General features: G+C 69.4%; 16 protein-coding genes. 4 read left to right on the forward strand and 12 right to left on the reverse strand.

Going from position 1 to position 16,099, the window contains the following annotated elements:
- Positions 1-93: 93 nt before the first annotated feature.
- Complete coding sequence (locus tag ACFXK0_RS25090; RefSeq protein ID WP_379413310.1) at positions 94-1,434, forward strand: lipase family protein; 1,341 nt, start codon at positions 94-96, stop codon at positions 1,432-1,434.
- Positions 1,435-1,873: 439 nt separating this feature from the next.
- Here ACFXK0_RS25090 and ACFXK0_RS25095 read toward each other — a convergent pair whose 3' ends face one another.
- From ACFXK0_RS25095 to pheS, 6 genes are all read right to left on the reverse strand, one after another.
- Entirely contained in the window at positions 1,874-2,896 is a 1,023-nt protein-coding gene (locus tag ACFXK0_RS25095) for a hypothetical protein (RefSeq protein WP_379413265.1), read from the reverse strand.
- Between the two features lie 52 nt (positions 2,897-2,948).
- Entirely contained in the window at positions 2,949-3,455 is a 507-nt protein-coding gene (locus ACFXK0_RS25100) for a PspA/IM30 family protein (RefSeq protein WP_379413267.1), read from the reverse strand.
- 23 nt (positions 3,456-3,478) lie between these two features.
- Complete coding sequence (locus ACFXK0_RS25105; protein ID WP_379413312.1) at positions 3,479-4,243, reverse strand: alpha/beta hydrolase; 765 nt, start codon at positions 4,241-4,243, stop codon at positions 3,479-3,481.
- On the reverse strand, positions 4,243-5,661 hold the full coding sequence (locus ACFXK0_RS25110; RefSeq protein WP_379413314.1) for a TerD family protein: 1,419 nt from the start codon (positions 5,659-5,661) through the stop codon (positions 4,243-4,245). The genes ACFXK0_RS25105 and ACFXK0_RS25110 overlap by 1 nt, the downstream gene beginning before the upstream one ends.
- 289 nt (positions 5,662-5,950) lie before the next feature.
- Complete coding sequence (gene pheT, locus ACFXK0_RS25115) at positions 5,951-8,452, reverse strand: phenylalanine--tRNA ligase subunit beta (protein WP_379413268.1); 2,502 nt, start codon at positions 8,450-8,452, stop codon at positions 5,951-5,953.
- Between the two features lie 37 nt (positions 8,453-8,489).
- On the reverse strand, positions 8,490-9,551 hold the full coding sequence (pheS, locus tag ACFXK0_RS25120; RefSeq protein WP_379413270.1) for a phenylalanine--tRNA ligase subunit alpha: 1,062 nt from the start codon (positions 9,549-9,551) through the stop codon (positions 8,490-8,492).
- Positions 9,552-10,109: 558 nt separating this feature from the next.
- Between pheS and ACFXK0_RS25125 the strand changes: the two genes are divergently transcribed.
- Positions 10,110-10,538: a hypothetical protein gene (locus ACFXK0_RS25125; protein WP_379413271.1), complete on the forward strand. Its 429-nt coding sequence runs from the start codon at positions 10,110-10,112 to the stop codon at positions 10,536-10,538.
- A gap of 52 nt (positions 10,539-10,590) precedes the next feature.
- On the opposite strand, the gene ACFXK0_RS25130 is transcribed toward ACFXK0_RS25125, so the two are convergent.
- Complete coding sequence (locus ACFXK0_RS25130) at positions 10,591-12,024, reverse strand: MFS transporter (RefSeq protein WP_379413273.1); 1,434 nt, start codon at positions 12,022-12,024, stop codon at positions 10,591-10,593.
- A gap of 123 nt (positions 12,025-12,147) precedes the next feature.
- Between ACFXK0_RS25130 and ACFXK0_RS25135 the strand changes: the two genes are divergently transcribed.
- Positions 12,148-12,705, forward strand: coding sequence for a TetR/AcrR family transcriptional regulator (locus ACFXK0_RS25135; protein ID WP_379413275.1), 558 nt, complete (start codon positions 12,148-12,150; stop codon positions 12,703-12,705).
- Positions 12,706-12,712: 7 nt separating this feature from the next.
- Here the strand turns inward: ACFXK0_RS25135 and ACFXK0_RS25140 are convergent, their stop codons facing one another.
- From ACFXK0_RS25140 to infC, 4 genes are all read right to left on the reverse strand, one after another.
- Entirely contained in the window at positions 12,713-13,510 is a 798-nt protein-coding gene (locus ACFXK0_RS25140) for a TrmH family RNA methyltransferase (RefSeq protein ID WP_379413277.1), read from the reverse strand.
- A gap of 35 nt (positions 13,511-13,545) precedes the next feature.
- Entirely contained in the window at positions 13,546-13,926 is a 381-nt protein-coding gene (gene rplT, locus ACFXK0_RS25145) for a 50S ribosomal protein L20 (protein WP_379413279.1), read from the reverse strand.
- A 93-nt stretch (positions 13,927-14,019) separates the two neighbouring features.
- Positions 14,020-14,214, reverse strand: coding sequence for a 50S ribosomal protein L35 (rpmI, locus tag ACFXK0_RS25150; RefSeq protein WP_379413281.1), 195 nt, complete (start codon positions 14,212-14,214; stop codon positions 14,020-14,022).
- Positions 14,215-14,245: 31 nt separating this feature from the next.
- Complete coding sequence (gene infC / locus ACFXK0_RS25155; RefSeq protein ID WP_379413315.1) at positions 14,246-14,926, reverse strand: translation initiation factor IF-3; 681 nt, start codon at positions 14,924-14,926, stop codon at positions 14,246-14,248.
- Positions 14,927-15,285: 359 nt separating this feature from the next.
- Here infC and ACFXK0_RS25160 point away from each other — a divergent pair, with 359 nt between their 5' ends.
- Positions 15,286-15,627 (forward strand): DUF1844 domain-containing protein, encoded by a 342-nt coding sequence (locus ACFXK0_RS25160; protein ID WP_379413282.1) that lies wholly within the window; start codon positions 15,286-15,288, stop codon positions 15,625-15,627.
- A gap of 247 nt (positions 15,628-15,874) precedes the next feature.
- Here ACFXK0_RS25160 and ACFXK0_RS25165 read toward each other — a convergent pair whose 3' ends face one another.
- Positions 15,875-16,018 carry a hypothetical protein gene (locus ACFXK0_RS25165; RefSeq protein WP_379413283.1) on the reverse strand — a complete coding sequence of 48 codons (144 nt, stop codon included), beginning with the start codon at positions 16,016-16,018 and terminating at the stop codon, positions 15,875-15,877.
- Positions 16,019-16,099: the final 81 nt, after the last annotated feature.

Consider the following 16,099-nt stretch of genomic DNA (forward strand, 5'->3'; position numbering starts at 1 on the left):
GCCCTCATTGAGACGCCGTCGTCTCAAATCACGTGAGGACTGTGCACGATGAAAACTCCTACCGTTTCGCGGTGGTTGGCCCTGGTCACGGGCATGATCGCGGTGAGCTCGGCCGTGGTCGCCGGGCCGGTCGCGGCCGAACCCACCGCGATTCCCCCCGCCCCGGTGATCCCGCTGCCACCCGAGCTCGATCCCGGCTTCTACCTCCCGCCCGCCGATGTGGTCGCCGCGACCGCACCGGGCGGGATCATCGCGGTCCGCCAGGTGACCGTCGCCGATTTCGGCCTGCTGCCGATCGCGGTGGATGCCTGGCAGATCTCCTACCGGTCGAACAACAGCCGCGACGAGGCGATCCCCGCGGTCGCGACGGTGATCAAGCCGCGCGGCAAGTCCGTGGAGCCGCGCAAACTGCTCTCGGTCCAGCTGGCCGAGGACTCGACGGCCGGCTACTGCGCGCCGTCGTATGCGCTGCAACATCTTTCGGTCGCCCCGCTCGCGGGACAGATCGTCGCCCCGGCCGAATTCCTGTTCGCGCAGGCCGCCTTGTCGCAGGGCTGGGCCGTGGTCGTGCCCGATCACCAGGGCCCGAACTCCGCCTACGCCGCCGGGCCGCTGGCCGGCCGGATCACCCTCGACGGCATCCGCGCCGCGACGAATTTCGCGCCGCTCGAGGCGGGACCGCAGGCGCGAGTCGGCCTCTACGGCTATTCGGGCGGGTCGATCGCGACCGGCCATGCCGCCGAACTGCACGCCACCTACGCCCCCGAACTCAACATCGTCGGCGCGGCCGAGGGCGGTGTCGGCGCGGATCTCGGCGCGGCACTGCGCATGGCGAACAACCAGGCGACCTCGGGCCTGGTCTTCGCCGCGATCCTCGGTCTCGCCCGCGAATACCCGGATTTCGCCGCCTATCTCGATCAGCGGCTCGACCCGGTGGGCAAGGCCCTGTCCGCGATCAAGTCCCCGCTGTGCGTGCAGTACCAGTCGGCCCTGCTGCCGTTCCTGAACATGATCGGCATGATCGGCTCCGACGGTGATCCGCTCGACGACGCGCCGGTCGCGGCGATGCTCGCCGACACCAAGATGGGCAAGACCGTGCCCGATATGCCGATGTTCCTGTGGCATTCGGCCTGGGACGAGATCCTGCCGCTGGCGGCGACCGACGCGCTGGTCGACACCTACTGCCGCGACCCGGGCACCTCGCTCACCTACACCCGCGACCACGCCAGCGAGCACATCGTCGCCGAGGTGGTCGGCGGACCCGCCGCGCTGCTGTGGCTGAAGGACCGCCTCGACGGCATCCCCGCCGCCCCCGGCTGCACCATCAGCGACGCGGGCACGATGGCCGCTACCCCCGGCGCCCTCGCCTTCCTCGGCGACAGCCTCGCCGCGAAGTTCGCCACCCTGTTCGGCACCCTCCTCGGCTCCCACTGAGCCCTTCCCACCCTCAGGCCCCGGCGGTTCCCTCGACCCCTCCGGGGCTTGATGGTCACCGGATAACCGTTGGCAGTGAACGAGCCGCCGCCCCTACGATGAGGGCATGGGGGCACCGTATTCGAGTCATCATGTCTGTCTGCCGTGCCGGGTCTCGGTCAAGATCCGGCCGAGCGAACACGGCAGGGGGTGTCCGCGGTGCCGGGCACCAATGGTCGATGCCGGGCGCTATCTCTCCGTACCCCGGAGACGCGATCACAGCGGGTGGCGGGCACTCGCCGCTGTTCTCGACGCGGGCCTGCGCTTCCACCCCAGCTGCTGTGCGGGTTGCGGGCCCGGATTCCGTCCGCGGTCCGCCGCGGATGTGCGCCGCCGCCGGATCCTCGCTCAGCGCAACGGTATTCCGCTGCGCACGGCGTTGAGCGAGCGCGGTCTCTGATTACTCGGGGGTGAGGATGGCGAGGACCTGGTCGGAGAGGAAGAAGGGCTCGAGGCGCTCGCGGAGGAGGGTGGCCAGGACGCCGTTGCGCTTGGCGGCTTCGATGACGGCGGGGCCGTAGCGCAGGATCTCGGTGCTGATGTCCTCGGCGGTGAGGCCGAGTTCGGGGAGCATGGCCGTGAGGGTGTGGTCGCGGTACTTCTGGTGGAAGACCTCGACGCATTCGCGCACGAGCAGGCTGAAGTATTCCTTCTCCCTGGTGGTCACCGCGATCTCGTAGCAGAGCTGGACCAGCTCGTTGAGATCCTTCTGGGTCAGGTATTCGCGCAGGCCGGCGACGGGTTCGTCGGCGTGCAGGTCCCAGAATTCCATCGCCGCGGAATGCACCGGCGCATCGCGCAGCATGTCACGGATGGCGTTGTTGGTGCGCTTGAGCGCGAACAGGGCGCCCTTGCCGGCGAGGTCGCCCACGAAGGTGCTGTCGGCGACCTTCTTGGCCCGGTTCGCCGCCGACTGGCCCAGCGACATCAGCGAGGAGACACCCGGGATCTTCTCGGCGCGTTCCCGATTGGCCTGCACGAAATCGCCGATCAGCTTGTCGACGAAACGGGAGGCCACGGTGGCGACCAGCGGGCTCTCGGTGAGCCGGTCCAGGATGCGTTCCTGGGCCTGGTGCATGCCGAAGATCTTCTCCAGCAACGCTTCCACCGGCTCGCGCTCGACCACGTCGCCGAGGGTGTACTCGGTATTAGCGGCGATGTGGTCGTAGATGGCGTCGGCGAAGATGCCGACGGTGTCGGCGATCACCGGGCTGCCGCCGATGCGGTCGAACACGGTCGCGACCGTCTGCTCGCCCTGGTCGAGGGGCACCACGTCGCCGAAGACGATGGTGTCACCGACCGCCAGTACGGCGGCCACGTCGCGCGCGATCACCTCGGCGAACCGGTCGCCGGTCACCTCGGCGAGCAGGAAGTCCACCTGCGCGTCGAGCAGTCGTTCGGCGATCTGGCGCGCCTGCGTCATCTTCGGGTCCACCCATCACGGTCGTCTGCTCGCTCCGGGAGGACCTCGCGGTCTACGTGCCGTCGGCGCCGGAATCGTTGCGGTGCATCGATTTCCGGATCTGATCCAGACGCTCGCGCGCGGCTTTCTCCCGCGCCTCCCACTGTTCGTCGGCGCTGCGGCCCGCCGGGGTCTGCCGATCGAGCTCGTCCATCCCCTGCGCGGTGCCGAAGCGCTGCTCGACCTTATCCCGAACGGAGTCGAATGTCGGCACGCCGGAGCTGGAATATCCGCCGGTAGCGGCCGGTGCGACCGGCCCGGGCAGGCCATGCGGTACCGGCGGTACCGGAAAGGTGGCTCCGACCTGCTCGGATGCGGCAGGCACTACATGCGCGTCGACTATGGCGGTGTCGAGGTTCACAGGTGCGCCGGTCTCGGCATGACCGGTTTCGACCTCGGACAGGGCGGCGGCGACCGCGACCAGCCCCGGCCTGCCCGCGACGGCGGCGCGCAGCACCGTCACCAGTTCGGCGTCGGGCAGCGCCGCCAAGCGGCCGAGGATTTCGCTCGTTTCGCTCATACCGCCAGGCTACGCAGCCCGGCTCAGCTGTCGAGGAATTCCGACCATTCGCTGATGAGCTTCGCCCAGCGCGCGCCGAGGGCGTCGATGACGTCGTTGTGACCCGCGCCGGGCACCACGATCAGCTCCTTCGGTTCCCGCGCGGCGGCGTAGAGCCGTTCGGCGTGCCGCAGCGGGAGCAGTTCGTCGCGGTCGCCGTGCATCATCAGGATCGGCACCCGCAAGGTCGCGATGCGGCGCAGGCTCGGGTAGGCGTCCGGGATCAGCGGGGCGGGCAGGAACGGGTAGACCGAGCGGGCGGCGTCGCGCATCCCGCTGAAGGTCGACATCAGGATCATGCCGGCGGGCGCGAACTCGGTGGCCAGCTCGAGCAGGACCCCGCCGCCGAGGGATTTGCCCAGGTAGAGCACCCGGTCCGGGTCGACACCGGGTTGTTCGAGCAGGGCCGTGCGCGCGGCGCGGGCATCGAGGTAGGTGCCCTGTTCCTCCGGCGAACCCCCGCTGTGGCCGAAGCCGCGGTAGTCGAAGGCCAGCACGTCGAACCCGGCGGCGACCAGCAGCGCGATGATGGACACGCGGTCGCCGATGGTGCCCGCGTTGCCGTGCGCGTAGAGGATGTGCCCGCGCGGGCGTTCGGCGGGGACGAACCAGCCGTGCACGTTCACGCCGTCGGCGGTGCGCAGGGTGAGATCGCGGTAGTCCAGGCCGAAGGCGGCGGGAGTCTGGGCGACGTGCTTGTCGGGGTGGTAGACAAGCGCGTTCAGCACCCGGGTCGCGGGATGGCGCATCACTTACCGCGCCCCGCCTGGAAACCGAAGTCCCAGTTGTAGAGCCGGGCGATCTCCATCACGCCACCGCCCGGCTGACCAGCCGGCGGACGGACGAAGGTGCCCTCGCGGCGCACGACGAGTTCACCGTTGACGTTCTCGAGCACGGCCAGCACGGCGTCGCGCGAGTTGTCGGTGCAGCCGTCGAGGGTCATCTCGATGGGCGCCGAGCCCACCGGCTGCAAGGTGACGGTGGCGTGCACACCGCGGAAATCGCTGGCGCCCTCGTAGATCGACGCGAAGACCAGGACGCGGCGGAAGAACTGGGTGAAGTCGAGATTGATCGAGAGGTTCTCGCCGGCGATGCTGGCGCCGGTGCGGTCGTCCTGATCGAGGTGGATGAACGGCGGTTCGTAGAGGGCGCCGAAGCGGCGGTCCAGGGCACGGACCGAGCCGATCGCGCCGTTGACCAGTTCGAAGAAACAGCACAGGTCGAGGTCGACGTTCTTGCCGCGGAGTTTGCCGAACAGGCGGCCGGTGGCGGCCATCGAGGTCCAGTTGAGATTGACCCGCATGACACCACCGGTGGCACCATGCTTCGTCAGCGAGACCGACGGGGCTTCCTTGGTGAGCGAGACCTTGCTGAGGTTGACCGGCGCGCCTTGTGGCTGGCCCTGAGCCGGCTGTTGCGGAGCGTAGGGCTGCGGCTGACCCGGATGCGGAGGTGCGGCGGGCGGCTGGCCGGAGTGCGGTGCGGGCGGGAACGGCGCCGGGGCGTAGGGCTGGCCGGGTTGCGGCTGGCCCGGCGCGGGATGTGCAGCCGGGGCGTGCGGTGGATTCGGTGCCGGGAACGGCGGGTGACCCGCGTGTGGCGCCGGAGGCGGGGGTGTGTACTGCTGTGTGGGGGCCGGCGGCTGGGCCGGTTCGTCGTCGACGGAGATGCCGAAATCGGTGGCGAGACCAGCCAATCCGGAGTCGTAGCCCTGCCCGACCGCCCGGAACTTCCACGCCCCTTGCCTGCGGTACAGCTCGCCGAGCACGAACGCCGTCTCACTGGTGGCCCCGGTGCTGTCGAAGCGCGCGACCTCGGCGCCGGTGGCCGCGTCGAGCACCCGGATGTAGAGCCCGCGGAACTGCCCGAAGCTGCCGCCGTCGGCGGAGGCGGCCAGCACGATGGTCTCGATCTGCGGCTCGACCTGCGCCAGGTTCACCGACAGCGCGTCGATCACGGTGGGGCCCTGCTGTTTCCCCTCGTACCGGACCGCACCCGAGGGATGCACCGCCTGGTTGTAGAACACGAAGTCGTCGTCGGAGCGCACCTTGGCCCCCGCGAGCAACAACGCCGAGGCGTCGGCATCGGGCACCCCTGCCCCCGCCTGCCAACCCAATTCGACGCGGACCGCGGCAGCAGGCACCGCAATATTGGCGCCTTTCGTCATCGACACGCCGTCAAACCTATCCCGTCCCCGCCGCCCACCCAACCCGCCCACCGACCGGCCCGTAACTCGCGCCCCACTGGACACGCGACCACCAGATCTCAGGGCATTCGTCTCTCGGCTGATGCCGCCACCACAGCGTGGTGACACATATCTATCTGGACGTGCGATCACCAGGCTTCCAGGGATTTTCCTTCTCGGGCGATGCCTCCCTGGTGGCCTGGTGATCGTCTGACCAGATCAGTGGACGACGAAGGCCGCCCGGGGTGCGGGCGGCCTTCGCGTGGGGGTGTCAGGCGCGGAGTTCGGCGCCTACGGCGGTGGTGGCCGAGGCGACGGCGGCGTCGCGGGCGGCGCTGGCCTCGTCCTCGGTGAGGGTGCGGTCGGGGGCGCGGAAGCGCAGGGCGTAGGTGAGGGATTTGCGGCCCTCGCCGGCCTGGGTGCCCTCGTAGATGTCGAACAGCGCGATGTCCTCGAGCAGGTCGCCGCCGCCGGTGCGCAGGGCGGTTTCGACCGCGGCCGCGGGGACGGTCTTGTCGACGCTGACCGAGACGTCCTGCAGGACCGCCGGGAACGCCGACACCGTCGGCGCCGGCCGGGACTCGATCAGTGGGAGCGCGTCGAGGTCGAGTTCGAAGGCGCAGGTGCGCGGCGGCAGGCCCGCCCGCTCGAGCACCGCCGGATGCAGTTCGCCCGCGTGGCCGACGACGACACCGTCCACGACGAGTTCCGCGCAGCGGCCCGGATGCCAGGGCAGGTAGGCGGCGGCCCGGCGTTCGATGGTGACACCGGCCGCGTCGGCGACCGCCTCGACCAGCGCGAACGCGTCGGCGGCCTCGGCGGCACGACCTGGACCCCACGGCCCGCGTGGTTCCCGCTTGCCGCTCAGGACCGCGGCCACGTGCACCGGCTGGGCGGGCAGCGAGCCGATCAGCTCGGCGATCTGCTCGTCGGTGGGCCGGCGATCCACCGGCAGCGCCTCGACCGCGTGGGTCCGCGCACCGGGCAGCACCACCTGGGCGATGCCGTAGATCGTCAGGTCACGGGCGCCGCGCGAGATATTGCGGGCGGCCACTTCCAGCAGACCGGGCAGCAGGGTGGTGGCCAGCTCGGGACGATCGGTGTCGAGCGGGTTGAGCACGCTGGTGGTGTTACGGCGCGGGTCCTCGGCGTCCAGACCCCAGACGTCGAAGACGCCGGCGGGCAGGAACACCGGCGCCGGCACCTCGACGGCGCCGTCGAAGGCCAGCGCCCGGCTCACGGCACGGCGCCGCTGCTGCTGCGCGGTCAGGCCGCGACCGGCCGGTGCGGCGGGCAGCACCGACGGGATCTGCTCGAGCCCTTCCAGCCGCAGCACCTCCTCGACCAGGTCGGCGGGCTGGGACAGGTCGGGACGCCAGCTCGGCGGGGTCACCAGCAGCTCGGTCTTGCCCGCGTCGTTGACCTCGATCTCGACGCCGGCGCCGATCTGGGCCAGCCTGCGCACGGCGGTGCCCGCCGGGTAGGTGACACCGGCGACCCGGTCGGGCAGGTCGATGTCCATCGCGATCGGCGCGGCAGGCGCCAGCGGGACACGGATGTCGGTGAGCGCGGATTCGATGGTGCCACCGGTGATCTCGGCCAGCAGCGTGGCGGCGCGGTCGAGCGCGGCGATATTGATCTCCGGGTCGACGACGCGCTCATAGCGCTTGCCCGCCTCGGAGACCAGCTTGTGCCTGCGCGCGGTGCGGTAGACCCGCAGCGGGTTCCAGGTGGCGGCCTCGAGCACGACATCGGTGGTCCCGGCGCCGACCTCGGTGCTCGCACCACCCATCACACCGGCCAGCGAGACCACGCCGGTGTCGTCGGCGATCACCACGTCCTCGGCGTCGAGGGTGCGCTCGGTGTCATCGAGGGTGCGCAGCGTCTCGCCCTTGTTCGCCGAGCGCACGACCAGGTTGCCGTGCAGCTTGGCGGCGTCGAAGGCGTGCAGCGGCTGACCCAGTTCGAGCATCACGTAGTTGGTGACGTCGACGGCCGGGGAGATCGGGCGCATGCCCGAGAGCATCAGCCTGCGCTGCAGCCACAGCGGGCTCACCGCGTTCGGGTCGATCCCGGTGACCCGGCGCGCACCGAAACGGGTGCACTCCGAGTCGGCCTCCAGGCGCACCGGCCACGCCTCGGCCTCGGCCTCGGGCAGGGTCCGCACGGCCGGGTCGGCGTATTCCAGGTCGAAACCGCAAGCCAGTTCGCGGGCCAGGCCACGGACCGAGAAGCAGTAGCCGCGGTCGGGGGTGATGTTGAGCTCGATGATCGTGTCGTCGGTGCCCAGCAGCACATTGGCGTCGTCGCCGGGCTGCGCCGAACCGGGCTCGAGCACCAGGATGCCGTCGTGATCCTTGCCGATGCCGAGTTCGGCCACCGAGCAGATCATGCCGTTGGAGGTGTGCCCGTAGGTCTTGCGCGAGGAGATCTTGAACCCGCCCGGCAGCTCACCGCCCGGCAGCACCACCACGACCAGGTCGCCCACCGCGAAATTGCGGGCGCCACAGACGATCTCCTGCAGCTCGGGGTTGCCGACATCGACCTTGCAGAAGCGGATCGGCTTCTTGAACTCGGTGAGTTCGGTGATCTCGGCGACGCGACCGACGACCAGCGGCTTGTCGATGTCGCCGCCGATCGGGGTCAGCTGGTCGACTTCCTCGACTTCCAGGCCGACGCGGACGAAGCCGGCGTCGAGCTCTTCCGCCGACACCGACCACTCGGGGGTGGTGCGCTGCAGGATCTCGGTCAGCCAGGACTGCGCTACTCGCACTTGACGTTTCGCTCTCTGTGTCGAAAGGGGTTGTCGCTCAGGACCGGATGCCGAAGGGCAGGGTGAACCGCACGTCGCCCTCGACGATGTCGCGCATGTCGGGGATGCCGTTGCGGAACTGCAGCGTGCGCTCCATGCCCATGCCGAAGGCGAAGCCGGAGTACACCTCCGGGTCGATGCCGCTGGCGATCAGCACCTTCGGGTTGACCATGCCGCAGCCGCCCCACTCGACCCAGCCGGCGCCGCCCTTCTTGTCCGGGAACCACACGTCGACCTCGGCCGAGGGTTCGGTGAACGGGAAGTAGTTGGGGCGCATACGGGTTCGGGTGTCGGGGCCGAACAGGGCGCGCGCGAAGGCGTCCAGGGTGCCGCGCAGGTGCGCCATGGTCAGGCCCTTGTCGACGGCCAGACCCTCCACCTGGGAGAACACCGGGGTGTGGGTGGCGTCGAGTTCGTCGGTGCGGAAGGTGCGGCCGGGGCACACGACATAGATCGGCACCTCGCGTTCCAGCATGGAGCGCACCTGCACCGGGGAGGTGTGCGTGCGCAGCACCTGGCGCGAACCCTCCGGGGCGATGTGGAAGGTGTCCTGCATGGTGCGGGCCGGGTGGTCGGGCAGGAAGTTGAGCGCGTCGAAGTTGAAGTGCTCGGTCTCGACCTCGGGACCTTCGGCGACCTCCCAGCCCATCGCGACGAACACGTCGGCGATCTCCTCGGAGATGACGGTGATCGGATGCCGGGCGCCGGCCGGGCGGCGGCGGGCGGGGGCGGTGACGTCGATCTTCTCGGCCACCAGCACGGCCTGATCGCGCTCTGCGAGCAGCGCGGCGCGGCGCGCCTCGAACGCGTCGGAGACCCGCTTGCGGGCGATATTGACCCGCTTGCCCGCCTCGGCCTTCTCGTCCTTGGGCAGGCTGCCCAGTCCACGCTGGGCCAGCGCGATCGGCGACTTGCCGCCGATGTAGTCGGTCTTGGCGACCGCCAGCGCGTCCAGATCGGCCGCCGCCGCGAACGCCTTCTCGGCCTCCGCCGCCGCGGCCGCGAGTGCCTCCTCGGTCAAAGCGGCGTTCTGCTCGACTCCACTGTTGTCGTCGGCCACGATCTTCTCGACTCTCCCCTGGGGATCGGTTCACGGGCGCGTCATTGCCATCCCGCATCGGTGCTGGATAAATCCTATGGGATCGACTCCCGGCGATTCATCCGGATTACTCGCGTGGCGATCACCCCTGGTCAGACGAGTCTCGATGAGGACTGACCAGTCCAGGTCGCGGCGTCGCGACCGCTCTCACCCCGCGCTGTTTCTCGTCGTATCGACGCAGGCGGTGTCCGAACCCGGCCTACTGGTCGACCGATCATTGTCGTGGTCCGGATTTTGTTGGGAATCGGAGGGAACCGAATGGTGGTGGTGCGCGTCCTAGTGATCGAACAGACCAGCGTGTTCGACTCGAGAACAGGACAACTCGATGGCTGAACAGACTTGTGATTCGACGCCGCCGCAGGGTCGGCGGACCCGCCGGACCGTGCCAGGGAGCGGGTTGGCGCTGTGTGGTTTCGGGATCCGGCCCTATGGTCGGGGGCCGTCGCCGCGCGTGGCCGGGTCGTGTGAGCGTCCTGATACCTCGCCCGAGCCTGGGCCGACCCGGACGGAGGGGACCGAATGAGCAGCAGGTCGGAACCACCGGTGCGGCGGTTGTATGTGCGGTTCCAGGCGGCCGAGCCGAATCGGCACGGACACTTTCCTGGGGTGTTCGCCCTGGTCAACGGTCTGTCGTCGGAGGGTCGGCTGAGCGTGGAGCAGGAGCGGTTCCGCCGTAGCGGTAACGACTGGTTCACCGATCATCTGGTGAATCCGTACGAGGTGGACCGGCAGGTCTACGACCGGGATCGGCATCCGGCGGCGGCCGCGTGGTTCAAAACGACGGCGCTGCCGATGATCGACCGGGTCAGCGGGTATCTCGATATTCTCGACATGCACGGAATCGGCTGGGAGCGGCTGGATTCCGATACACCGGGGGTCATCCTGTACGAGGATCCGCAGCAGGTCGTGGCGGTGCCGACGGTGATCGCCGCGGTCGGCTCGCGCTGAACGCGCCGACGGCCCGCGCGCCGGACGGGGCACGCGGACCATCGGTGCCGGATCAGGCGGCCTGGCGGGCGTGCCGCGGCAGGAACGCCGCGACCACCGCGGCGACGGCGACCAGTGCCGCACCCACCCAGACGGCGGGAACCAGCCCGTCGACATAGGCCTGCGGGTCGGTGTAGCCGCCGTGCGAGGCGAAGACCGAGGCCAGTACCGCGATACCCATGGCCACGCCCACTTCCCGGACGGTGCTGTTGATGCCCGAGGCCATGCCCTGGTCGGCCGGGGAGGCGCTGGCCATGACGATCGTCGAGGACGGGGCGAAGGTCAGGCCCATGCCGATACCGCCGAGGACGAACGGCGCGACGAAGGCGAGATAGGCGACGTCGGTGGTGGTGATCAGTGCCATCCAGGCCAGCGAGACCGCCAGGCAGACCTGTCCGGTGGCGATGAGGACCCGCGGTCCGACGCGGTCGACGATCAGCCCGGCCAGCGGCGCGACGACCATCGGCACCATCGTCCACGGCATGGTGCGGATACCGGATTCCAGCGGCGAGTACCCCTGCACGACCTGGAAGAACTGGGCGAGCAGGAAGATCGAACCGAAGACACCGGCCGAGAACCCGAACGACACGAGGTAGCTCAGGCTCAGCCCGCGCGAGGCGAACATGCGCAGCGGCAGCATCGGGTCGGTGACAGAACGCTCCCAGACGACGAACGCCACCAGCAGCAGCGCACCCCCGATCAGCGCGCCGAGCACCCGCGGCGCGGTCCAGCCGTCGTCGGCGCCGTGGATGACACCCCACACCAGCGCGAGCACACCACCGGCCGACAGCACCAGCCCGAGCAGGTCCAATCGCCGTGCGGTGCCGCGTGATTCGGCGAGAATGCGCGCCGCGAACGGCAGCGCCAGCAGACCGATCGGCACATTGAGCCAGAAGATCCACTGCCAGTTCAGCCCGTCGACGACCGCGCCGCCGACCACCGGACCGACCGCGACACCGAGCCCGGCCAGACCACCCCAGATGCCGATCGCGGCGCTGCGCATCCGCTCGGGGACCGCCGCGGCGAGCAGGGTCAGCGACAGCGGCATCACCGCGGCGCCACCGGCGCCCTGGATGGCGCGGGCGAGGATCAGCATCCACGGTTCGGTCGCCAGCGCACAGGCCGCCGACGCGGCGACGAAGACGGCGATGCCGGCCAGGAATACCCGGCGGCGGCCGATCCGGTCACCCAGCGCCGAGGCCGTCAGCAGCAGCGAGGCGAACGAGAGCGTGTAGGCGTTGATGAACCATTGCAGGTCCGACAGGGACGCGCCCAGTTCGGTTTTGATCACCGGCAAAGCGTTCGTCACGACGAGGTTGTCCAGCGTCACCATGAACATCGGGATGCCGACGGCGGCGATCACCGCGCCGAGCGGTGCGGCTTTCGAGCCGCCGGGAGGCAACGGATCTACGCGGACGGCATCGCCGGGATCGAGTGTCTGAGTCATGTCCAACCCTTGTTGTTATTCACTGATAACTAGTGACACCCATGGTTATGCATCGGCTGATAACATGTCAAGAGGCAACGGAGCGAAGGAGGCACAGCCATGGGCGGGACGACGAGAACCCGGATGACCGCCTCTGAACGCAGCGCGCAGGTGCTCGCGGCGGCCGTGCACGCCTTCGCCGAATCCGGTTATGCCGCAACGAAGACCGACGAGATCGCCCGGCTCGCGGGGGTCTCGCAGCCCTATGTGATCCGGTTGTTCGGCACCAAGCAGCAGCTGTTCCTCGCCGCCCTGCACCAGGTGTGCAGCCGGATCGAGGAGGTGTTCCGCAGCGCCGAGATCCCGCCCGGTACCGATACCGCCGAGGCCCTGCGCACGCTGGGTGAGAACTTCGATGTGTTCCTGGCCGAACGGGAACTGCCGCTGTTGCTGTTGCACGGAGCCGCGGCCAGCGCCGATCCGGCGATCGGTGACCCCATGCGCGACCGGTTCGGCCGGATCTATCGCCTGATCGGCGAACTCACCGGCGCAGGCACCCTCGAATCACGCCGCTTCGTCGCGACCGGAATGCTGCTGACGATCATGACCGCCATGCAGGTGGCGGGCAGCGACGCCATCGCGCTGCCCTGGGCCACCGAGATCCTCGACGACCTGCGCACCGGCACCGAGCCCAGCTGCTGACGGCGCGCTACCGCCCGTGCTGCACGCGCGCGTTCGCGTAGAGGCAGATCGCGGCGGCCGCGGCCAGATTCAGGCTTTCGGCACGGCCGTGGATGGGGATGCGGATGCGGTGGTCGGCGCGGGCGGCCACGGCCGGGTCGAGGCCGTGCGCCTCGTTGCCGAACAGCCAGGCGACCGGGCCGGTGAGAATCTCGTCGGCGTCGTCCAGGTCGACCTCGCCGCCCGCCGTGGTGGCCAGCAGCGCGATGCCCGCCGCGGAGATCGCGTCGAGTGTGGCGGTGATGTCGCGGCTGCGCGCGATCGGCACGTGGAAGACACTGCCGGCGCTGGCCCGCACGCACTTGCCATTGTGCGGGTCGACGGTCTCCCCCGCCAGGATCACCCCGTCGGCACCGACCGCGTCGGCGACCCGGATGAGGGTGCCCGCATTGCCGGGCTCGGCGATCTCGACGGGGACGGCGAGCATCCGCGGCCCGCGCTCGAGCACCTCCCCCAGCGGCACATCGAGCAGCTCGCACACCGCGACCAGACCCGGCGCGGTGACGGTCTCCCCGAGATGCTCGGCGGCGCGGTCGCTGACCAGCGTGGTGCGCACGCCGTCGGCGGCGGCACCGGCGATCAGCGCGGTCTCGCGTTCGGCCGCGGCGAGCGAATAGAACAGCTCACGGACCCGGCCGGTCTCCAGCGCGGCGGTCACGGCATTGGCGCCCTCGGCGAGGAACTGGCCGGATTTGCGGCGCTGCGCGGCGCGCTGGAGCTTGACAGCGGAAACGACCCGCGGATTGCGCTCGGAGAGCGCGTCCACGGGTCGTTCCGACAGATCGCTGTGCGTCGTCAAGCTCAGGCGGCGGGCGCGTTGACGTCGGCGGGCAGCGCGGCCTTGGCGACGGCGACCAGACCGGCGAAGGCCTCGGCGTCGGAGACGGCGAGCTCGGCCAGGATCTTGCGGTCCACCTCGACACCCGCGGCCTTGAGGCCCTGGATGAAGCGGTTGTAGGTGATGTCGTTCAGACGCGCGGCGGCGTTGATACGAGCGATCCACAGCTTGCGGAAGTCACCCTTGCGCGCCTTGCGGTCGCGGTAGGCGTAGGTCAGCGAGTGGAGCTGCTGTTCCTTGGCCTTGCGGTACAGGCGCGAGCGCTGGCCCCGGTAGCCCTTGGAGGCCTCGAGGATGGAACGGCGCTTCTTCTGAGCGTTGACGGCCCTTTTGACGCGTGCCACTTTGTCAGTCCTTGATCATCTGGGGCGCGAGGCGCCCGATTCGGTAGTTGTCGGCGTCCGGTGTCCCGGCCGCGGAATCGTTGGGTTGCGGGTCTACAGACCCAGCAGCCGCTTCACGCGGGGGACGTCGACGGCAGCGACGGACTCCGTGCCTTCCAGACGACGAGTCCGGCGGGTGGCCTTGTGCTCCAGGAGGTGGCGACGGTTCGCCTGCTCGCGAAGCAGCTTGCCACTGCCGGTCACCTTGAATCGCTTCTTGGCGCCGCTGTGGGTCTTGTTCTTCGGCATGGATTCCTCTATCTAGTCGTTGAAATCGGTGTTACTGCGGGTCGGCCGGCGCTGCCTGCTCGGCGGCGGGCGCCGGCGTGTCGACCAGCGCAGCCGGTTCGGCACTCGCGGGACCGGTCGGCAGCGGACGTGCCGGCGCGGATTCCTGCTGTGCCTTCACCCGCGTCTTCGCACCCTTGTGGGGGGCGAGGACCATGGTCATGTTGCGGCCGTCCTGCTTGGCCGAGGTCTCCACGAAACCGAGCTCGGCGACGTCGGAGGCCAAACGCTGCAGCAGCCGGAAGCCGAGTTCGGGACGCGACTGCTCACGACCGCGGAACATGATCGTGACCTTGACCTTGGACCCGGCTTCGAGGAAGCGCACGACATTGCGCTTCTTGGTCTCGTAGTCGTGGTCGTCGATCTTCGGGCGGAGCTTCTGCTCCTTGATCACGGTCTGGACCTGGTTCTTCCGGGACTCGCGCGCCTTCTGCGCGGTCTCGTACTTGAACTTGCCGTAGTCCATGATCTTGCAGACCGGCGGACGGGCATCGGGTGCCACCTCGACCAGGTCGAGATCGGCTTCGAGCGCGACGCGAAGTGCATCTTCAACACGCACGATCCCAACCTGTTCGCCGCCGGGTCCGATGAGACGGACCTCGGGAACACGGATGCGATCGTTGATGCGGGTCTCAGTGCTGATGGGGCCTCCTAGGTCAAGCGGTGTCGTCATAACGACCGCGCGCAATAACTGCAACCCCTGTTTCAACACGAAAGCCCCGGTGCGGTATTTCTCCGCCACGGGGCCCGATGTCGACCGATCGCCCACGCCGATACCCTCACGGGCACGGTGTCGACCCCCACGCGCCGAGGCACGCGGGAAACCCATCACAATCGACGGGTGACCGGGACCGTTTGCCGAAGGACGATTGCTCGCCGGAAACGGTGGGAGTCGGGCTCCACTTATCTGCCCCAGGACTGCATGACACAACCAGGGGCGGTCGTCAGCGGAAAGTCTAGCATCGCCGTCGGCTATCGCCGAATCGGCCGGGTGCGCAGGAGCCGGATCGGCCGCGCTATAGCCTGATCAGCATGACTGACGAGCTCGATCCCCCCGTGCGCGACCTGGCCGACATCCCCGCTGTCGAGGTGATCAGCCGGGCCGCGGTGATGCTGATGAGTTCGGCCGCGGAGAAGCTGGGACTGGCCGGGGACGACCCGGATTCCGGGGCGGGTGTCGACCTCGACGAGGCGCGCCGGGTGATCACCGCGCTGGCCGGTCTGGTCACCGCGTCGGTGGAGTACCTCGGCCCGCACGCCGGACCGATCCGCGAGGGCCTGCAGGCCTTGCAGCGCGCCTTCCGTGAGGCGTCGTCGGTGCCGGACGCGCCGGGCGCCGGTCCGGGTGAGAAGTACACCGGCCCGGTGTTCTGACCCGGCGAACTTCAGCCGAACGAAAGATCCGCCGATGCATCGCGCCGGCGGATCTTTCGTATTCAGGGGAGTTCGGGCCGGCCGGAGTCGGGCCGGCGGAGCGCCAGGCTCAGACCGCGGGGGTCGTGGCAGGCGGGGTACCCGGGGTGACCGAAACGGCCGAGCCGGTGGCGAGCATATTGGCGAGGGCCTCGAACAGCGATGCGCTTCCCGTGTCCATCAGTGGTGTTCCTTTCGATTCCGCCGGTCAGGCCGTCGGCTGGGTGGGCTCGTAGGCCAACGAGGACCCGCCACTGAGGAAAGCAAGAATCTGAGCGATGAGCGCCGTGGTGGCTTCATCCATGAGGACGTTCCTTTCGTACTGCACGACATCCGCGATCGCGCCGCCCACGGGCCCGAGAGTCCACTGGATGCCGGTCGACAAACCGTTACTGTCCGGTATTCCGGCGACGGTGAGCCGAATGCTACCTAC

Source organism: Nocardia sp. NPDC059177 (genome assembly GCF_042755165.1).
In the GTDB taxonomy this organism is placed as follows: domain Bacteria; phylum Actinomycetota; class Actinomycetes; order Mycobacteriales; family Mycobacteriaceae; genus Nocardia.